Source organism: Ruminiclostridium papyrosolvens DSM 2782, from assembly GCF_029318685.1.
In the GTDB taxonomy this organism is placed as follows: Bacteria; Bacillota; Clostridia; order Acetivibrionales; family DSM-1351; genus Ruminiclostridium; species Ruminiclostridium papyrosolvens.
Genome location: NZ_CP119677.1, coordinates 2794183 through 2811885 on the forward strand (window position 1 = coordinate 2794183; position 17703 = coordinate 2811885).

A 17703-nucleotide genomic window follows, 5' to 3' on the forward strand; every position below is an offset into this window, starting at 1 on the left:
CCTATTTTATCCCGCTCTTTGTTCTAACATAAGTTATTTTATCCTCTGCTATCTCGTGAATAGCAATAGTAACTTCTTTATCGGAGTTAAACTTAGTCATTTTGTTTGCCCCGTCTACTAATTGTCTTGCTCTTTTTGCAGCTTCAACAGCTAATGTGTACCTGCTGTCTACTTTTTTCATCAATTCATTGATTGAAGGATAAATCATTATATAATACCTCCCGAATTACTTGATAAACTCTCTATCATTTCAGTATTTCTTGACGGCTTTAACCGCTCACTGTCTAAAACCTTTTCTATATTCAGAACTGCTTCATCAACACTGTCATTCAAAATCAAATAGTCATATTTTGATACATACTTAATTTCGCTGGCAGCCTTTTGTAATCTTTTTTCTATAACATCAGTACACTCTGTAGCTCTGCACTCTATTCTCCTTCTTAATTCATCAAAGGAGGGTGGCAGAATAAATATAAGTACGGAATCAGGGTACTTTTGCTTTATTTCAAGAGCCCCTTCAACGGTTATTTCCAATATTATGTCCATACCGTTTTCCATGCAGGAATCCACATATGACTTTGGTGTACCATAGTAATTGTCACAGTACTTATCCCATTCAATGAGGGCATCATTCTTTATCATATCCAAAAATTTGCTTTCTGAAACAAAGAAATAACTCTGGCCCTCAATTTCGCCTTCTCGTGGCTTTCTGGTAGTGGCTGAAACAGAATACCTCACATTATCCCTTTGAGACAACAATTTTTTGCATACCGTACCCTTTCCAGTTCCTGAAGGTCCGGACACTACAACTAATAGGCCTTTTTGTTGCATGATCTCCTCCTACTCAGTAACTGAATCTTCATCAGTTTCATTGTCATCGTTGTCCTTGGTATTCAATCTGTGGGCTACTGTTTCAGGCTGTACCGCTGATAAAATTATATGGTCGCTGTCAGTAATTATTACTGCCCTTGTTCTTCTTCCGTATGTTGCGTCAATCAGCATACCTCTGTCTCTTGCTTCCTGTATAATTCTTTTAATAGGTGCCGACTCCGGACTTACAATTGCCACGAGTCTGTTAGCGGAAACAATATTCCCAAAGCCAATATTTATAAGCTTCATACAATCCTCCTGATATTTATTCCATATTCTGAATTTGTTCTCTTATTTTTTCAGCTTCACTCTTTAATTCCAAAACGTTCTTAGTAATAATTATGTCATTTGATTTTGAACCGATTGTATTTATTTCCCTGTTTATTTCCTGAACCAAAAAGTCAAGTTTTCTTCCAATAGGCTGTTTCTTTATATCTAAAATATCTCTTAACTGTGTTAAGTGACTTCCCAGTCTCACTAATTCTTCATCTATTCCACACCTGTCAGCAAATATTGCTACTTCCATTGCAATCCTGTTTTCATCTACAGTTTGCTGATTCAGCAATTCTTTTATCCTGTATTCCAGCTTTTGCTTATATTCAGTGACAACCTGAGGACTTCTTTGGGAAATATCCGAAATAATGGTTTCCATATAGTCAGCTTTCTGAAGCAGGCTGTTTCTTAATTCATTTCCTTCTTTTTCTCTCATTTGGAGAAGCGAAGCTATTGCCGCTTCCAATGCTTTTTTAAGAACGGACCATAAATGTTCTTCATCATCTTCATTTTTCTCTATTCTTAAAACATCAGGAAAACGGGAAATAAGTGATACACTCAAGTCATCCTTCAAACTGTATTTCCCCTTGAGCTTTTCAACTGCCTGTATGTAAGCTCCTGCCAGTGGCTCATCAAGTGTAACACTTCTGGAATTATCTGAGCGGTCTTCGAATGAAATAAATATATCTACTTTACCTCTGAAAAGGTTCTTAGACGCTACTTCTCTGACTCTTTCCTCAAGATAACCAATCTGTCTCGGTAATTTTATATAAAAATCTATATAACGATGGTTTACAGTTTTTATTTCTACAGTAAATTCTTTGCCATTATCACTAAAGGTTCCTCTACCGAAACCTGTCATACTTCTAACCATTATATGCCTCCGGTAACTGGGATAAAATTTAACCCAAAATATAACTATTAATCCCGCTTAGTATTATAACACAAATTTGCAGAATTTAAAGGATAAATTACTACTTTTCATATATTTTTATCAATTTACTTCAATTTACTAATGTTTTTAATTTATTACAGCATTTCTTATAATAATGTGTTATTACTTAAAAATTATAAAAAATAAAATGGAGGACATTATCCCCCATTTATATAATAGACATATTATCAGAGATTTATAACATTTTCGATTGCTTGTTGAACCCTGGTTTTATCAAAAGGTTTAACAATAAAATCTTTAGCTCCCATTTTTATTGCATCTATTACCATAGCCTGCTGTCCCATTGCCGAAACCATTATTATCTTGGTAGCAGGGCTTACTTCCAATATCTCTTTTATTGCCATAATTCCATCCATTTCCGGCATTGTTATATCAAGAGTCATTATATCAGGTTGACTGCGCTTTGCCTGTTCTATAGCTTCACGGCCATTGGCACCTTCACCTACTACATGATAGTTTGTATTTTCTTCAATCATTCTTTTAATTAAGGTTCTCATAAATACTGCATCATCAACAACAACAAATTTAAGTTCTCCCATTAGACACATCTCCTAATTCATACATCAAAAGTGATAAAGCTACCATTCCGGCAGTTTCCGTGCGTAGGATTCTTGGCCCCAGAGATATTTTCTTGACTCCTCTGTCTTCAGCCATTTGAACTTCTTTTTCTTCAAACCCGCCTTCAGGACCAATGATAATACTTCCACTGGTAATCCCTTCATACCGGGGTACAATATTTTTAAGCCCAACCGCACTTTCCTTCTCATAAGGTATAATAGCCAGTTCTGCTTGAGACGCCTTTTCAACAGCTTCTTTAAAGGTTATGGGATAGAGAATATTTGGAATTGTTCCTCTATTACACTGTTTTGCTGCCTCTCTTGCTATCTTTTGCCATCTAGCAAGTTTGTTTTTAGCATCCTTATCAGTATTTATCCTTGAAACACAACGGTCTGTGATTACAGGAACTATTTCCCAAACTCCAAGTTCAACACATTTCTGTATAATTAACTCCATCTTGTCCGACTTTGGTAAGCCCTGAAACAATGTAACCTTTAAAGGCGATTCCGTAAAATTTTTATTTACATCTGTTATTATACAAATAATTGAACTATCATTTATTTCTTCTATTTCAGCAGTGTAGTCAAATCCTCCACAGCACGCTGTGACTTCGTCCTTTAACTGAGCTCTTAGCACTTTTTTTAAATGTTGAAAATCTTCGCCAACTATGTTAATTCTGCCATTAGCTATCTGAGCTTCTTCTACAAAGTATCTGGACATTTAAACACCATTGCCACCCATTCTCCCATTTCAAGGGTTTCTATCCGTGACATCCCGTTTTTTTCACAAGCATCTATTACTTCCTGTTTTCTTTCTTTGATAATACCTGAAGTAATAAATAACGATTCCTTTTTTAAATGATAAGGTATTAGCGAGGACAAGTCAATAATTACATTTGCTATTATATTAGCTACTATTATATCGTACTTTTGTTCTTCCTGCTTCAAATCAGACAATATAGCCTTATATACCGATACTTTTGAAGTCTCCTCATTCAGCTCGATATTTTCTTTTGCAACTTTTACGGCAACTTCATCTATATCAATAGCTTCAACTGTTTTGGCTCCAAGTTTTGCCGCTATTATTGAAAGAATACCCGTACCACAGCCAATATCAAGCACCTGCGTGTCGTCTTTCATATACTTGTCGAGGAGTATGGAACACATCTGGGTTGTTTCGTGTGTCCCTGTTCCAAAGGCCATTCCGGGGTCCATTTGTATTATTATTTCATTACCTTTTGTACTATAATCTTCCCATGTCGGTTTTATTACAATCCTGTCTGTAAGTTGAAGGGGTTTATAGTACTTTTTCCAAGCTGTAGACCAGTCTTCATCATCTACTTCGCCGTATCCCTCAAGACCTTTTCCAATATCTAAAAATTGGGAAATATTTCCCAAACCATCATTTATTTTCTTTAACAACTCGTCTATATCATTTCCGCTCTGAAAATATGCTTGTATAATAACATCCTCACCTAATGAATTAAGGAATTCGTCATCTGCATAATCCAAAGTATTTGGTTTTAATATTTCTTTTTTTATATCAAATGGGTCCTTGATAGCTACACCTCCGGCACCCATTGTCGTAAGCATTTCTGAAACCGCATCACTTGCTTCGTCAGTAGTATTTACCCGTATTTCATACCATTTCATATTTATCCGTTTGCCTCCATGAGCAGTAAAATTCTAAATTTATTTAAATGCGTCCTTCATTTTGTCAAAAAAGCCTTTTCTCTGCTCATGGGATTCATCTCCGCTTATTTCGGCAAATTCCCTCAGCAATGCTTTTTGCTTGTCATTGAGTTTTTTCGGAACTTCAATGGTTACTTTAACATACTGGTCTCCGCGGCCATTTCCTCTTAAGTAAGGTATTCCTTTTCCCTTCAATCTGAATACAGAGCCTGTTTGAGTTCCTTCCGGTACAGTATATTTAACTTTTCCGTCAAGAGTAGGAACTTCTAGTTCAGCACCTAATGCTGCCTGCGTAAATGTAATTGGTACATCGCATACAACATTATTTCCCTGTCTTGAAAATAGAGGATGAGATTTTACACGGATATTAACATACAAATCTCCGTTTGGCCCACCTTTTAATCCCGGGTCTCCACCACCTCTCAATGAAATGGTCTGACCGTCATCAATTCCCGCAGGAATATCTATTTTTATCTTCTTAGTACTCCTCAGTCTGCCTTTTCCGTTACAAGCCGGACAAGGCTCTGTAATAATCTTTCCTTCACCTTTGCATGCATCACATGTTTTAGTGTTTATAAATTGCCCGAACGGTGTGTTTTGTTTTATCTGAACCTGACCTGTTCCGTTACAATGGCTGCAGGTTGTTACATTACTTCCGGGTTTGGCTCCAGACCCGGTACATTTTGAGCATACTTCCATTTTACTTACGTTTATTTCACGCTCAATACCAAAGGCAGCTTCTTCAAAGCTGATTTCCATAGAGTATTTAATGTCCGCACCCTTTTGAGGACCTCTTCTTGTTTTGCTTCTTCCTCCAAAACCTGAGCCGCCGAAGAAAGTTTCAAATATATCTCCGATTCCGCCAAAGTCAAAATCAGAGGAGAAACCACCTGCACCGCCAAATCCGTTAGGGTCAGTTCCGGCATGACCAAACTGGTCGTACCTTCCCCTTTTCTGTGAATCACTAAGAACCTCATAGGCTTCATTTGCCTCTTTGAACTTCGCTTCTGCAGCCTTATCTCCCGGATTAACGTCGGGGTGGTACTTTTTTGCAAGATTCCTATATGCTTTTTTAAGTTCAGCATCGTTAGCGTTTCTATCAACGCCCAATACTTCGTAATAATCTCTTTTTTCTGCCATCGAATTTCAACTCCTGTCTCATTACACAGCTAACCAGCAACCTAAAATAAGCCAGAGCTGTATTATGTAAGCTTTGGCGTTTATGAAAACCTTATGCTGTTAATGCTATAGGGGCATTTAAGCCCCTATACATTATTATATATTTATTTATCATCGTCAACAACTTTATAGTCTGCATCAACAACATTATCATCCTGTCCTGCTCCAGCTGCTCCCTGCTGTCCTCCAAACCCGGCTGCTCCAGGGTCTGCCTGAGCTCCTTGAGTTTGTTGATATATTTTTGAAGATATTTCGTAGAAGGCCTGCTGCAACTCTTCGGTAGCCTTCTTAATTGCTTCTGTGTCAGTACCTTTTAAGACATCCTTTACCTTGTTTACTCCGGTTTCAATCTTTGCCTTATCATCAGCAGATACTTTGTCGCCAAGTTCCTTTAATGACTTCTCTGATTGGTAAACCAAGGAATCCGCATTATTTCTAACGTCGATTTCTTCTTTACGCTGTTTGTCTTCCGCAGCAAATTTCTCTGCTTCTTTTACAGCCTTGTCTATATCAGAATCAGATAGATTAGTTGAAGCAGTTATTGTTATCTTCTGCTCGTTACCTGTTCCAAGGTCTTTTGCGGATACATGAACTATACCGTTTGCATCTATATCGAAAGTAACTTCGATTTGCGGTACACCTCTTGGTGCTGATGGAATACCTGTAAGCTGGAATCTTCCAAGAGACTTGTTGTATTGAGCCATTTCTCTTTCGCCCTGTAATACATGAATCTCAACACTTGTCTGTCCGTCTGCAGCTGTAGAAAATACCTGACTCTTCTTTGTAGGAATTGTTGTATTTCTTTCAATAAGTTTTGTGAATACTCCGCCAAGTGTTTCAAGTCCCAGTGATAATGGTGTAACATCCAGAAGGAGAAGTCCGGTTACATCACCTGTTAATACACCTGCCTGAATTGCAGCTCCAACAGCAACACATTCATCAGGGTTAATTCCCTTGAAAGGATCTTTTCCTAAGTACTTCTTTACTGCTTCCTGAACTGCAGGAATTCTTGTAGAACCACCAACTAAGAGAATTTTGTCTATCTTGTCAGGTGTAAGCCCTGCATCCTGCATAGCCTGTCTTGTAGGTCCCATAGTATTTTCAACTAAATCAGCTGTAATTTCATCAAATTTAGCTCTTGTAAGTGTTACATCAAGATGCTTTGGTCCTGTTGCATCAGCAGTTATAAACGGTAGGTTTATATTAGATGAAGTCACACCGGAAAGTTCAATTTTTGCCTTTTCTGCTGCTTCCTTCAATCTCTGCATTGCCATTTTGTCGTTTTTAAGGTCTATTCCATTTTCCTTTTTGAAGGTATCAACAAGGAAATCTATTACTCTCTGGTCAAAGTCATCTCCGCCAAGTCTGTTATTACCGTGTGTTGCAAGAACTTCGAATACGCCGTCACCGATTTCAAGTATGGATACGTCGAAGGTTCCTCCACCTAAGTCATAAACCATTATTTTCTGGTCATGCTCTTTGTCAAGACCGTATGCCAAAGCTGCTGCTGTAGGCTCGTTTATAATTCTGAGAACTTCCAATCCGGCAATTTTACCGGCATCCTTTGTTGCTTGTCTTTGAGCATCACTAAAGTAAGCAGGAACAGTAATAACCGCCTGAGTTATTGTCTCCCCAAGATATGCTTCTGCATCGGACTTAAGCTTTTGAAGTACCATTGAAGATATTTCCTGTGGTGAATATTTCTTACCATCTATATCAACCTTATGGTCAGTTCCCATCTCTCTCTTTATTGAAATTATTGTTCTTTCAGGATTTGTGATAGATTGTCTTTTTGCAACTTGCCCTATCATACGTTCACCTGTTTTTGAAAATGCTACAACAGAAGGGGTAGTTCTATTTCCTTCCGGATTTGCAATAACAACAGGCTCGCCGCCTTCCATAACTGCCACACATGAATTTGTGGTACCTAAATCTATACCAATTACTTTTGACATAAATAATACCCTCCTTAATATATTTGTTCATCGTTTTTTTATTTTAAAACTACTGTGTTAGTTTACTACCTTTACCATACTATGTCTGATTACTTTGCCCTTCATTGTATAACCCTTCTGAAATTCCTCAACCACAATATTTTCGCCAATTTCATCATCCGTTACATGCATTACTGCATTGTGGAGTTCAGGGTCAAATGAATTATTAACTGCCTCTATTGCTTCTACTCCCAACTTGTCGAGACAATCCTTCAACTGTCTCATAACCATTTCAACGCCTTCCTTCAGTGGATTGTTTTCCATGTTCTCTGCAGCTTTCAAAGCTCTCTCGAGGTTATCTACTACCGGCAGGAAGGAATCTACTGTGTCTATTGCTATATCAAGGCTAAGAGCTTCCTTTTCCTTGATTGTTCTTTTTTTATAATTGTCAAACTCGGCTGCTGTACGTTGAACCATATTTTTGAATTCTTCACATTGTTTAGACTTTTCTTCCAATTTTGCTTTTAAGTCCTCAATTTCCGTATTTACTGCTTCGTCCTCCTTCACATCAGAAGTCTCTGATATCTCCGGATTTTCTACTCCTTTGTTGATTTCTTCAGAATTCATTTCCTTAGTGTTTTGTTTTTCATCCTTAGGATGTTTTTCTTTTTTCATTGCCTGAATACTACCTCCTTATTTATACTATCCATTATCCAGAAGTTTAAGAATCTCCTGATTGATTTTATTCCTTATATAATTCATAGATGACACAACCTTTGAGTACTCCATTCTGGTTGGCCCGATAATTCCTATTGTTCCTATTACATGATTACCTACAGTATAGGATGCAGTAACCAAACTGCAATCTTTTATGCCTTCTATAGCATTCTCATTTCCTATGTGAATAATTATCTCATTGTTTTTATTCGAATTATTAGTAAGAAGGTCAGATACAAACTTCTTTTCATCCAGTATATTCAAAAACTCCTTTGCCTTATCAACTTCCTTGAACTCCGGAAAATTCAGAATATTTGTTGCCCCATCAAGATATACTTCCGGCTTATCAATTGTCTTAATCAAATCCTCTATCCCGTCTAGGATTGGTTTAATTAATCCATAAGGCAATGAATTCAGTTTTTCAAACTTTTCATTTAATATGTCCGATTTGAGCATTTCCAAAGTAAATCCCTTTAACTGCTCGTTTAGCATATTTGAAATCTGAATTAAGAAATCAGGTGTAACACTCTCAGGAATTCTTATCAGATTATTTCTTACAACGTTAGCATCCGTAACAATAATCACCAATGCTTTCCCAGGCTCTATAGGTACTACCTGAACAGCTTTTAATACACTCTGTTTCATATGAGGTGTTATGGCCATAGATGTATATTTGGTAAATCTTGACATAACCGCGGATGCATTCCTTATGAGCTGACTAAGTTCGTTTATACGAATATTCATATCACTTCGGATTTTCTCTATCTCACTATCAGTTAATTCATTTATCTTCATCAGCTGGTCAACATAAAGCCTGTACCCTTTATCGGAAGGAACTCTGCCTGCCGATGTATATGGCTGTTCCAAAAGACCCATTTCTTCAAGATCAGCCATTTCATTTCTAATTGTAGCCGAACTCAAACCAAGTTCATGCTTCTTGGCAATAGTTCTGGAGCCTACAGGTTCAGCAGAATATATATAATCATCTATAATTGCTTGAAGTATTTTCAATTTTCTATCGTCAAGTAGCATTATAATCACCTCTCTTGTTAGCACTCTTTAATGTTGAGTGCTAATTATATACTAAAAATAACATTAGCATATTTGTTTGTCAAGTATTTTTCTTGTAATATTCGGTATTATTTTAAAATTTAAAAGACCCTGCACAGAATATCTACATTCCGAAACAAGGTCTTTTTAGTAATTGAAACAGCTATTCTTTAAAATCCGCTGTTCATTTGCTTGTAGTATTCTTCACAAGCATATTTCCCTGATTTTTCACGATAAATTTCAAAGAAAAATACAATTGATATAAATTCAGCAAGATATGATACTATGGACGAAACAGCTCCTCCAATAATAGGAATCCATCCAACTACCATTCCTATTATTGTTCCTGCTATTGTTCCCAATAAAGATATAAGGATGCTCATTCCTAATATGGTCCAGAAACTGCCTGCTACATAACGGAATGAATTTTTCAATCCTGTCATTATATCCGTATCTTCTACACAAACTGATGTAAACCACATAGAAGTGTATACCGCAAGTGCTATACAAGCAGCAATAAATGCTAATGTAAACAGCACTATCAATATTGCACCTGCAACACTTGAAACTGCTGTTACTATTACAATTGCAATTGCAATAAGTATAAGATATACTACTACCATTCCTATCCACATAGCAATTTTTAATAAACCGTAAAGTACAAATCTTCCGATATACTTAGTCATGGAATTTGTCATATCACTAAGTGTTGAAATGCCTGTCTCATACTTTTTATTTATCATTCCGTATGTTGCAGGATAAACCAAAATAGATAAAACCAGAGTCAAAAACGTTGAAACTATCATACTTATAATCATTGTTGGCCCATATAAGCTGAGGAACATATGGTATGTTGGCATAAACTGTCCGTTATTGTCCAGCATCTGACTAAATATCTGTTCAAAATTCTTAATATTAAATAGAAATCCTAAGGAACCCACACCCATAACCATACTCGGTATTGCCATAGCTACCAGTAATGGAATGGTAATTATAAAGTTCTTAAACGTAAACTTAAACGCATTTTCAAGGTATCTCATACCCAACCTCCCAAATTAATGTAATCTTCTATTTCTCATTGCAATTGCCTTGAATATATGCCGATATAAGACTGTTATAACCTCCCATGACATTTTTGGTTACAACATTCTCAGACGAATTCAATACACACTCGTCTATTGTTTTTAACGGCATTGCATTAATAGATGTACCGGTTATAAACACAGCATCAAAATTAGTTAACTGGTCAACACCAATCAATGTTTCTATTACTTCATATCCTAGTTTTACACAAACATCAATTATATATTGCCTCGTAATACCTTTCAATATATATTCTTCGGGAGATGTATATATTTTGTCACCTTTTACAAAAAAAACATTGGACTTTCCGCCCTCTGTTATTTTATCGTTGTCATCTACCAAAAGCACTTCAAAAGCATTATTTTCTTCTGAGACCCGCTTAATTTCTGCCTTATATGAAGTATTTATCATTTTGATATTTGGATTGTTTCTCTTGAGCTTGACTGTACAACACTTTACACCTCTAGCATATTCCTCTTGTGAAGGATAATAGAACTTATTTATATGCAGAAGCGTAATCTGCTCTTTTTCATAAAGTAGAACCAGTACTTTTACGTTACAGTTTTCTAAGCCATTCAACTTACATATTTGGGTAATTTGAGCCCTTAAATCCTTTTTTGATATTTCCAAATCATTTTGGGTCTTGTGTACAGAATTTTTTAGACGTGTAAAGTGATCATCAAAAAATAACGGAATCCCTTTTATTATACGAATAACTTCATAGCAAGCCGTATACTTTTCTTCTGAATAATTATTCAGCGCTTCAGCATACAAGGTTTCTCCGTTTATAATACACTTTGTACCTATGTTATCTTCAAATGTCATTTTTTTGCCCCTTTTGATATTGAATTAAGAATGTAATACTATTATATTTTTCCAATACAATCTTAATTATATAACAGTCTCAATAAATTAATCAATCTCATCAAGGGACAAATTAAAGCTTGGTATGAATTTCTCCATGAAATATCCGACCTCAGGCAAATCTATCTCCAATATTGATTGCAGAATGGTTTCCCGAGCCTTTTTGAATTCGTTGTTTCCAACTTTTACTTCTTCAACACATTTTATATATGCAGAAATCCTGTCAGCTGCCTTCACTAGTTTCCAGCATTTCATGTCATCCGGATTTTTAAAGAATAACGAGTAATACTCATCCGCCATTTCTTCGGGCAGCATAGATATGATTTTTTCCTTTGATATGTCTTCTATATCCTTGTAAATTTTACTTATCTGAGGGTTATAATATTTTATGGGCGTAGGCATATCCCCTGTTATTATTTCATTGCAGTCATGGAACATTGCAAGTATTGCTACTCTCTCAGGGTTTACTTCTCCGTTAAAATATGTGTTTTTAATCACTGCCAGCCCATGTGCAATTATAGAAACCTGTAAACTGTGTTCCTGTATATTTTCGGTATACGTGTTGCGCATAAGTCCCCATCGGTTTATATACTTCATCCTTGATAGAAACGCAAAAAAATGAAAGCTTTTATCATCCATATTTCCACCTACATCCAGTATATTTCTTCAAAGCAGCTTTGTGCAAACTGGTCTGTCATGCCTGCTATAAAGTCTATTACTTTTTGAGCATCACTTTCAGACTTATCATATGCTTTGTCTGCTATAAAGTTATAAAACATTCTGTAAACCTTATTTTCATTTGTCTGAAGCCTTTCAAAATCCGAAAGGCTGTTACGAAGGCTGTCAAACAAGCCTTCAAGAGTATTTTCAGCAATTTTTTCATACCTGGTAATCTTATCAGCCTTGTAAATCAACCTTACATTCTCGTTTATGAGCTTTTCAAGGGCCTGACCTTTTTCCGTACTAAGCTGAATACAATCTCTTCCATAACTGTTCTCAACCAAATCGCAAACCAGAGTATTTATTATTTCCCCATTTGTGTTTCCCAACTCATTTCTTATGTCCATGGGTATGTCATGCATATTCATCAGGTTCACACGTACAGCATCCTCAATATCTCTGCCAACATATGCTATTTTGTCCACCAGTCTTACTATACAGGCTTCAAGAGTAAAGGGAAGATGTCCCCGGTCCTTCAAACTTAGCAGTGATTGTGGCGTTTTCTCCATATCTCTTCTTAAAGAGTATTCGTTATATTTTTCTCCGCAATGTGAAACTATTCCGTCTTTTACCTCAAATGTGAGGTTCAGACCGCATCTTTCATGTATTTTTTCTTTTGAGATACGTGTAGCAAGCTTTTCTACAACTCTAAGGCTGTGAAGTTCATGTTTAAAGCCACTTTCCTTATTTACTTTCTTCATGCATTTATCTAATACCCGTTCACCACTGTGACCGAAGGGTGCATGCCCCAAATCATGTCCTAAAGCAATTGCATAAGTAAGGTCCTGATTCAGATTGAGGGTCCTTGCTATAGTGACAGCAATTGAGCCCACGTTCAGTACATGCTCCATCCGTGTACATATATGGTCGTTCTTTGCATTAAAAAATACCTGAGTTTTGTGTCTTAGTCTTCGAAACTCCATAGAGTATAGAATCCTGTTTCCGTCACGCTCATAATCTGTCCTGATAGGACATTTTTCCTCATTTATTATTCTGCCAAAAGAATTAACACTTCTTGCTGCATAAGGACTCAACAAATTCTCTTGCTGTTCTCTTAATTGCCTCCACACCATAAAAACACACCTCCGGCCTTTAACTCTAATATACCATATTCTTGCAGGAAAGTATGTATTTCAATTTATGACTTGGTTTACCATTGCCCCTTCGGTTTCCTGCCACTGGCAAATATGGCAATACCTGCTGCTATGAGTGCTACCGGAATAAATACACTTGGTTTTATAAATGTCAATATTCTATTAAGGAACATACATGCAAAGAAGAATGCTGAAACTCCAGCAATTATCAAACTTGCTATTAACAAACCTTTTTCTCTGTTTGAAAACAGATACATCTGAAATAGTCCCACTGCCACAGATAAGATATACACTGGCCATGTATAAGCAGCAAAATACCAATTTGTCGCAACCTCAAACATAAACAGTATTCCTATGGTTGTAATAATTCCTCCGGGTATGAGTAATCCGGGCTTTCTTCCTGTTAAGAAATAGCTGAACTCAAAAGACAACCCCATCAGTAGTACTATAAACACCCAAAAGTCTCCAGCGTTTAAATCCATAAAATTTATACCAAACAGCACTTTTAAAACCAGTAGCAAAGCGCCCCCACCTATGAGTAACGTGCCTACCAAAGAATAACTTTTTTTCATAATATACCTCTTTCTTATATCTCCTAGTAAGTATTTTTAATTATATTGATTATACATAATTTTGTTATTTTATGTCTGACCCTTGGAATAGGAATTTTATTTTTTTAACTGGAAATAATATCCCTATCATTTAAAATAGGAGTTGAGTACCCTTGAGTACCCTTAAAAAGAAAGGTAAGTTTTTGTTACTTATTATAAGTATCCTTATTATTTTTTACTGCGTTTTTATCTGGAAAAATGTATATGATGCCAGTTATACTCCGCAAGGACCTCAGGCTGATATTTCATGCATTTTAAATAAAAATAAACTAACATGCGAAGATTATTCATTTTTATTTAAACAAACAGGTCTTTCAAAAACAGCTATTGATGATTTTCGTTTATCCTCTGACGGTAACGAAAAAATTCTTTCTATTCAGAATAACTATTTTAAAAGGAACAAGATATTCAGAGAACAGCTGAACCCTTTTACAGTTCAGGAATCTATTCTTGTTAACGGCTCATTAAGCAGGTTTATTCAAATGGCGCCGGTAAAAAACGGTGACATACTATTGACTAAATCCTGTTACACCCTTTATTGGAGGCATGGACACTGTGGCATTGTTATAGATGCTAAAAAGGGAATAACTTTGGAATCTCTTACACCCGGTAGTCACAGTATAACCCAGGATATATCCAAGTGGCAGTACTTTCCAACCTTTAAGATTTTAAGGCTGAAAAATGCAGATCAGAAAAAGCTGAATGAAATCGTAGCTTTTGCTGTTAAAAATCTTGCAGGGATAAAATATGGCATTTACTCTCCTAAACTCTACGATGCTGTCAAGCCAAAGGTAGAGAACTGTTCACAAATGATATGGCAGGCATACTACCACTGTGGATATGATATAGACGGTAACAAAGGTTTACTAGTCACACCTTCCGATTTAGCAAAGAGTGATCTTTTTGAAGTTGTCCAAACATTTGGATTTCCGCCGAATAAACCTTGGTAATTTTTATAGTATGATAATACTTGTTAATAATAGCAATATTGAAAACAGCATTGCTATATAATCCATACCAATGAAGCCATATGTCTTATATCCGCTGTCTCTGCTTCTTAAATTAAAGCCTCTCAATTCGGCAGATATTGCACTGCCCTCAATCCGTTTAACTGAGGATATAAGAAGCGGAACACAAAGTGGAAGTACTAATTTTAGCTTCTTTACAGGGTTTTTTGTATCAAACTCAACTCCTCTTGCAGTCTGGGCTTCAATTATACCCTTCATTTCATTTTCAAAAATGGGTATAAACCTAAGAGCGGTTGTAAATGCAAAGGTGTACTTATATGGTATATGAAATTTTTGCACCATAACATTAGTAAGATCGCTCATTCTGGTAACTGTAAGAATTATAACTAAAGGCATGGTTGCCCCTACAAGTCTCAAAACCAGCAGTATACTGAATTTCAAGCCTATATCAGTAATGTATAAATTGAAGGGAAGAGTTAAAAGTATATTCCCGGTTCTTATGAAGAAGACCTGCAACAAAAAAAGTACAATGCCTATTTTAAATAGTGTAATCAACAAAGACAAGGCTTTGTCAAAAATTTGAGCAAGATAGGCTATGAGAAGGTTTACTGCAATAATTCCAATTGTAAAGTAAATGTTATTGTTGGCAAAGCTGCTCAAGCAAATCAGAAAAGCGACTATCATTTTTGATAAAGGGTTTAACCTGTGTATTATGGTCTCGCCCTGACTGTATTCCAAAATACCCTTCACATTATACACCCTCTCTCTTGGCTTTTTGTGATATAGTTTCTGTCATTTCATCCACTGTAAATACATCCTCAAAATCTGTCCCAAGCTTTAATGACAACTCCACTATCTGCGGTGGTGCAAGGGAGGCCTCCTTTAATACTTCCGGGCGGGACATTACCCTCCGGCAAATATCGTCTGCAAGTATACGACCATCCCCCACAACAACTATTCTTTGTGCAAAATCCGCAACCAGCTCCATATCATGGCATACCATAACAACAGTCGTTCCGCTACTGTTCAGCTCATTTATTGTTTCCATTATATGCATACATTCCTTGTAGTCTAATCCGGTTGTAGGTTCATCCAATACAAGTATTTCCGGCGACAAAGCCAATACTGATGCCAGTGCGACTTTCTGTCTCTCTCCCCTGCTCAGGGAAAATGGGTCCTTGTCAGGAAGCAAGCCAAATTTTTCTATTGTGCTGCTGCATCTTTTTTCAATGTCAGCATTGTCTGTCAGTATACATTTCAGTCCAAATTCTATCTCTGCCTTAACAGTATTGCGACAAATCTGTCTGTCGGGGTTTTGAAACAGAAATCCTACATGTTTCGCCAACTCACTTGTTCTTGTATAAGAGGTATTAAGGCTCGCAATGTTGACTACACCCGATGTGGGTTTCAGCAAGCCGTTTAGGAGTTTCATAAGAGTAGTCTTTCCTGCTCCATTTCTGCCCACAATAGCAACAAATTCTCCTTTTTTTACAGAAAGGTTTATATTGTTAAGAATGTTATTTTTGTCATATGCGAAGCTTACGTTATCGAACTTTATCACCCGAGTACGCTCCTGACCATGGTTTCGGCTTCCGCAACATTTACAGGAACCGGTCCATTGTATATTTTGAGCTGATTAAGATTGTTTGCCAGAGTTGCTACCCTTGGGCAGTTAACACCAATATCCGTCAATTTGGATGTATCACTCAGCACCTCTTTTGGTGTACCATCCAGATAGATTTTACCTTTGTCCAATATTATGATTCTCTTTGAAAACTCGCTGAGCAACATTATTTTCTGCTCAACTACTATTATTGTTATGTTCAGTTTTTGGTTCAGCATTTTTAACATATTATATATCTGCTGGCTGCTTTGCGGGTCTAGTTCGGCAGTTGGCTCGTCAAGTACCAATATGTCAGGCATCAATGCAACTACAGCCGCTATGGCAACCTTTTGCTTCTGACCGCCGCTTAGTGTGTTGATGTTTCTATACCGCAAATCTTCTATACCAACCATTATAAGTATATCTGTTATTCTCTGCTGAATTTCTTCCTTGGGGACTCCGAAATTTTCCAGACCAAATAATATCTCATCTTCTACAACTGAGGATACCATTTGTCCGTCGATATCCTGAAATACACTTCCTACGCTCAACGCCAGCTGTGTCAGTGATGAATCAACAGTATCACACCCCTTGACCCTGACCGCACCATAAAAATCTCCGTCATAGTGATGTGGGATAACCCCGTTAACTGCATAGGTAAAGGTTGACTTGCCCGCTCCGCTGTTTCCTATGATACCCACGAAATCACCCTTTTGTATAGAAAGGTTTTTTATCACCAAAGCAGGCTCTTCACCTGCTTTGTATTTAAATGAAAAATCCTTGAACTCAATCATCTCTTCCACGTCCTAATGCCAGTTTTACAGGTATATACAGAATCTGAACTATTACTGCATTTGCTAAAGCAGTTGCCAGTATTATTATTGAAAACATATTGAACGGTATTGCTTTTACGTCCGCACCTGCATAAAACGCAATATACAATACTCCAAGGTAAGTAAGTCCGCTTGCAAGAGTACTTAGAAAAGTAGCCAGTACGGGTTTTAATAGTGAATAGGCTCTAAATTTGATAGGTAGGCTAATGAGTAAAGCCATTACCAATGCACCTAAAGGCTCACTTATTATATTAATATACGGTGTACCCGGGAAAACCTGACAGATTGCTCCTGCTATGATACCTATGATTATAGCTTCCGATAACCTTGGCTTTATTATGAGAATTGCCAGACAATACATTGCAATGATAAAATTCGGCTTCATACCGGCATTGAACATTGAGCCTACAAAGAACTTGAGTACAGCTCCCGTTGCCAGTAACACACCTACGAGAATTACGTCAGAAATTGTAAGTCCTGCTTTTTTGTTTTTTTGAACTAATCTTTTTTCCATATAAAAACCTCCATCAATATTTTTTTGAGTAGAGGTTGTGAATTTGTGTATTTTATTTTAAGCAGCCAAGGCAAATAAAACCTATTAAAAAAACAGGTGTACTCTTCCCTTTACTGTTTCTAATCTCATCTCATCTAAACTCGTCTCTTCTCATCTCTACTTGTAAAGAATATAACATCCGTCAGC

Annotated in this window: 21 protein-coding genes; 1 reads left to right on the forward strand and 20 read right to left on the reverse strand. The window is 36.7% G+C overall.

Going from position 1 to position 17703, the window contains the following annotated elements:
* Position 1: 1 nt before the first annotated feature.
* The 16 genes from rpoZ to P0092_RS12470 form a co-directional block, all read right to left on the reverse strand.
* Positions 2-208 (reverse strand): DNA-directed RNA polymerase subunit omega, encoded by a 207-nt coding sequence (gene rpoZ / locus P0092_RS12395; protein WP_004617887.1) that lies wholly within the window; start codon positions 206-208, stop codon positions 2-4.
* The gene (gene gmk, locus P0092_RS12400) at positions 208-831 is read right to left on the reverse strand and encodes a guanylate kinase (RefSeq protein ID WP_004617886.1); all 624 of its coding nucleotides are present in this window, start codon (positions 829-831) and stop codon (positions 208-210) included. The genes rpoZ and gmk overlap by 1 nt, the downstream gene beginning before the upstream one ends.
* A 9-nt stretch (positions 832-840) precedes the next feature.
* A complete protein-coding gene (remA, locus tag P0092_RS12405) occupies positions 841-1119 on the reverse strand; it encodes an extracellular matrix/biofilm regulator RemA (protein WP_004617885.1) in 279 nt (92 codons plus the stop codon).
* A gap of 16 nt (positions 1120-1135) precedes the next feature.
* Positions 1136-2017, reverse strand: coding sequence for a YicC/YloC family endoribonuclease (locus tag P0092_RS12410; protein WP_004617884.1), 882 nt, complete (start codon positions 2015-2017; stop codon positions 1136-1138).
* Positions 2018-2265: 248 nt separating this feature from the next.
* Positions 2266-2637 (reverse strand): response regulator, encoded by a 372-nt coding sequence (locus tag P0092_RS12415; protein ID WP_004617883.1) that lies wholly within the window; start codon positions 2635-2637, stop codon positions 2266-2268.
* Positions 2624-3376, reverse strand: coding sequence for a 16S rRNA (uracil(1498)-N(3))-methyltransferase (locus P0092_RS12420; RefSeq protein ID WP_004617882.1), 753 nt, complete (start codon positions 3374-3376; stop codon positions 2624-2626). The genes P0092_RS12415 and P0092_RS12420 overlap by 14 nt, the downstream gene beginning before the upstream one ends.
* A complete protein-coding gene (gene prmA / locus P0092_RS12425; protein ID WP_004617881.1) occupies positions 3358-4308 on the reverse strand; it encodes a 50S ribosomal protein L11 methyltransferase in 951 nt (316 codons plus the stop codon). Before prmA ends, P0092_RS12420 begins: the two co-directional genes overlap by 19 nt.
* 39 nt (positions 4309-4347) lie before the next feature.
* Entirely contained in the window at positions 4348-5487 is a 1140-nt protein-coding gene (gene dnaJ / locus P0092_RS12430) for a molecular chaperone DnaJ (RefSeq protein WP_004617880.1), read from the reverse strand.
* Between the two features lie 143 nt (positions 5488-5630).
* Positions 5631-7481, reverse strand: a complete 1851-nt coding sequence (gene dnaK, locus P0092_RS12435; protein ID WP_004617879.1) for a molecular chaperone DnaK — start codon at positions 7479-7481, stop codon at positions 5631-5633.
* A 57-nt stretch (positions 7482-7538) separates the two neighbouring features.
* Entirely contained in the window at positions 7539-8135 is a 597-nt protein-coding gene (grpE, locus tag P0092_RS12440; RefSeq protein WP_004617878.1) for a nucleotide exchange factor GrpE, read from the reverse strand.
* A gap of 27 nt (positions 8136-8162) precedes the next feature.
* Positions 8163-9209 (reverse strand): heat-inducible transcriptional repressor HrcA, encoded by a 1047-nt coding sequence (hrcA, locus tag P0092_RS12445; protein ID WP_004617877.1) that lies wholly within the window; start codon positions 9207-9209, stop codon positions 8163-8165.
* 188 nt (positions 9210-9397) lie between these two features.
* Positions 9398-10267 (reverse strand): DUF7847 domain-containing protein, encoded by an 870-nt coding sequence (locus P0092_RS12450; RefSeq protein WP_004617876.1) that lies wholly within the window; start codon positions 10265-10267, stop codon positions 9398-9400.
* A gap of 28 nt (positions 10268-10295) precedes the next feature.
* Complete coding sequence (locus P0092_RS12455) at positions 10296-11135, reverse strand: aminotransferase class IV (protein WP_004617875.1); 840 nt, start codon at positions 11133-11135, stop codon at positions 10296-10298.
* A gap of 87 nt (positions 11136-11222) precedes the next feature.
* Positions 11223-11813, reverse strand: a complete 591-nt coding sequence (gene yfbR, locus P0092_RS12460) for a 5'-deoxynucleotidase (protein WP_004617874.1) — start codon at positions 11811-11813, stop codon at positions 11223-11225.
* Between the two features lie 8 nt (positions 11814-11821).
* Complete coding sequence (locus P0092_RS12465) at positions 11822-12967, reverse strand: HD domain-containing protein (RefSeq protein WP_004617873.1); 1146 nt, start codon at positions 12965-12967, stop codon at positions 11822-11824.
* A 77-nt stretch (positions 12968-13044) separates the two neighbouring features.
* Entirely contained in the window at positions 13045-13560 is a 516-nt protein-coding gene (locus P0092_RS12470; RefSeq protein WP_004617872.1) for a hypothetical protein, read from the reverse strand.
* 152 nt (positions 13561-13712) lie between these two features.
* On the opposite strand from P0092_RS12470, the gene P0092_RS12475 reads away from it, so the two are divergent.
* A complete protein-coding gene (locus P0092_RS12475; RefSeq protein ID WP_004617871.1) occupies positions 13713-14549 on the forward strand; it encodes a hypothetical protein in 837 nt (278 codons plus the stop codon).
* 3 nt (positions 14550-14552) lie between these two features.
* On the opposite strand, the gene P0092_RS12480 is transcribed toward P0092_RS12475, so the two are convergent.
* Genes P0092_RS12480 through P0092_RS12495 form a run of 4 tightly spaced genes read right to left on the reverse strand, consistent with a single transcriptional unit; the run spans position 14553 to position 17517 of the window.
* Entirely contained in the window at positions 14553-15317 is a 765-nt protein-coding gene (locus P0092_RS12480; RefSeq protein ID WP_004617870.1) for an energy-coupling factor transporter transmembrane component T family protein, read from the reverse strand.
* Between the two features lies 1 nt (position 15318).
* Positions 15319-16128: an energy-coupling factor ABC transporter ATP-binding protein gene (locus P0092_RS12485; RefSeq protein ID WP_004617869.1), complete on the reverse strand. Its 810-nt coding sequence runs from the start codon at positions 16126-16128 to the stop codon at positions 15319-15321.
* Positions 16125-16964 carry an energy-coupling factor ABC transporter ATP-binding protein gene (locus tag P0092_RS12490; RefSeq protein ID WP_004617868.1) on the reverse strand — a complete coding sequence of 280 codons (840 nt, stop codon included), beginning with the start codon at positions 16962-16964 and terminating at the stop codon, positions 16125-16127. Before P0092_RS12490 ends, P0092_RS12485 begins: the two co-directional genes overlap by 4 nt.
* Positions 16957-17517, reverse strand: coding sequence for a tryptophan transporter (locus P0092_RS12495; protein WP_004617867.1), 561 nt, complete (start codon positions 17515-17517; stop codon positions 16957-16959). The genes P0092_RS12490 and P0092_RS12495 overlap by 8 nt, the downstream gene beginning before the upstream one ends.
* Positions 17518-17703: the final 186 nt, after the last annotated feature.

What these genes read in the sequence shown, in the direction of transcription:
- rpoZ (WP_004617887.1), bottom strand. Translation starts at nt 208, where the DNA reads ATGATTTATCCTTCAATCAATGAATTGATGAAAAAAGTAGACAGCAGG.
- gmk (WP_004617886.1), bottom strand. Translation starts at nt 831, where the DNA reads ATGCAACAAAAAGGCCTATTAGTTGTAGTGTCCGGACCTTCAGGAACT.
- remA (WP_004617885.1), bottom strand. Translation starts at nt 1,119, where the DNA reads ATGAAGCTTATAAATATTGGCTTTGGGAATATTGTTTCCGCTAACAGA.
- P0092_RS12410 (WP_004617884.1), bottom strand. Translation starts at nt 2,017, where the DNA reads ATGGTTAGAAGTATGACAGGTTTCGGTAGAGGAACCTTTAGTGATAAT.
- P0092_RS12415 (WP_004617883.1), bottom strand. Translation starts at nt 2,637, where the DNA reads ATGGGAGAACTTAAATTTGTTGTTGTTGATGATGCAGTATTTATGAGA.
- P0092_RS12420 (WP_004617882.1), bottom strand. Translation starts at nt 3,376, where the DNA reads ATGTCCAGATACTTTGTAGAAGAAGCTCAGATAGCTAATGGCAGAATT.
- prmA (WP_004617881.1), bottom strand. Translation starts at nt 4,308, where the DNA reads ATGAAATGGTATGAAATACGGGTAAATACTACTGACGAAGCAAGTGAT.
- dnaJ (WP_004617880.1), bottom strand. Translation starts at nt 5,487, where the DNA reads ATGGCAGAAAAAAGAGATTATTACGAAGTATTGGGCGTTGATAGAAAC.
- dnaK (WP_004617879.1), bottom strand. Translation starts at nt 7,481, where the DNA reads ATGTCAAAAGTAATTGGTATAGATTTAGGTACCACAAATTCATGTGTG.
- grpE (WP_004617878.1), bottom strand. Translation starts at nt 8,135, where the DNA reads ATGAAAAAAGAAAAACATCCTAAGGATGAAAAACAAAACACTAAGGAA.
- hrcA (WP_004617877.1), bottom strand. Translation starts at nt 9,209, where the DNA reads ATGCTACTTGACGATAGAAAATTGAAAATACTTCAAGCAATTATAGAT.
- P0092_RS12450 (WP_004617876.1), bottom strand. Translation starts at nt 10,267, where the DNA reads ATGAGATACCTTGAAAATGCGTTTAAGTTTACGTTTAAGAACTTTATA.
- P0092_RS12455 (WP_004617875.1), bottom strand. Translation starts at nt 11,135, where the DNA reads ATGACATTTGAAGATAACATAGGTACAAAGTGTATTATAAACGGAGAA.
- yfbR (WP_004617874.1), bottom strand. Translation starts at nt 11,813, where the DNA reads ATGGATGATAAAAGCTTTCATTTTTTTGCGTTTCTATCAAGGATGAAG.
- P0092_RS12465 (WP_004617873.1), bottom strand. Translation starts at nt 12,967, where the DNA reads ATGGTGTGGAGGCAATTAAGAGAACAGCAAGAGAATTTGTTGAGTCCT.
- P0092_RS12470 (WP_004617872.1), bottom strand. Translation starts at nt 13,560, where the DNA reads ATGAAAAAAAGTTATTCTTTGGTAGGCACGTTACTCATAGGTGGGGGC.
- P0092_RS12490 (WP_004617868.1), bottom strand. Translation starts at nt 16,964, where the DNA reads ATGATTGAGTTCAAGGATTTTTCATTTAAATACAAAGCAGGTGAAGAG.
- P0092_RS12495 (WP_004617867.1), bottom strand. Translation starts at nt 17,517, where the DNA reads ATGGAAAAAAGATTAGTTCAAAAAAACAAAAAAGCAGGACTTACAATT.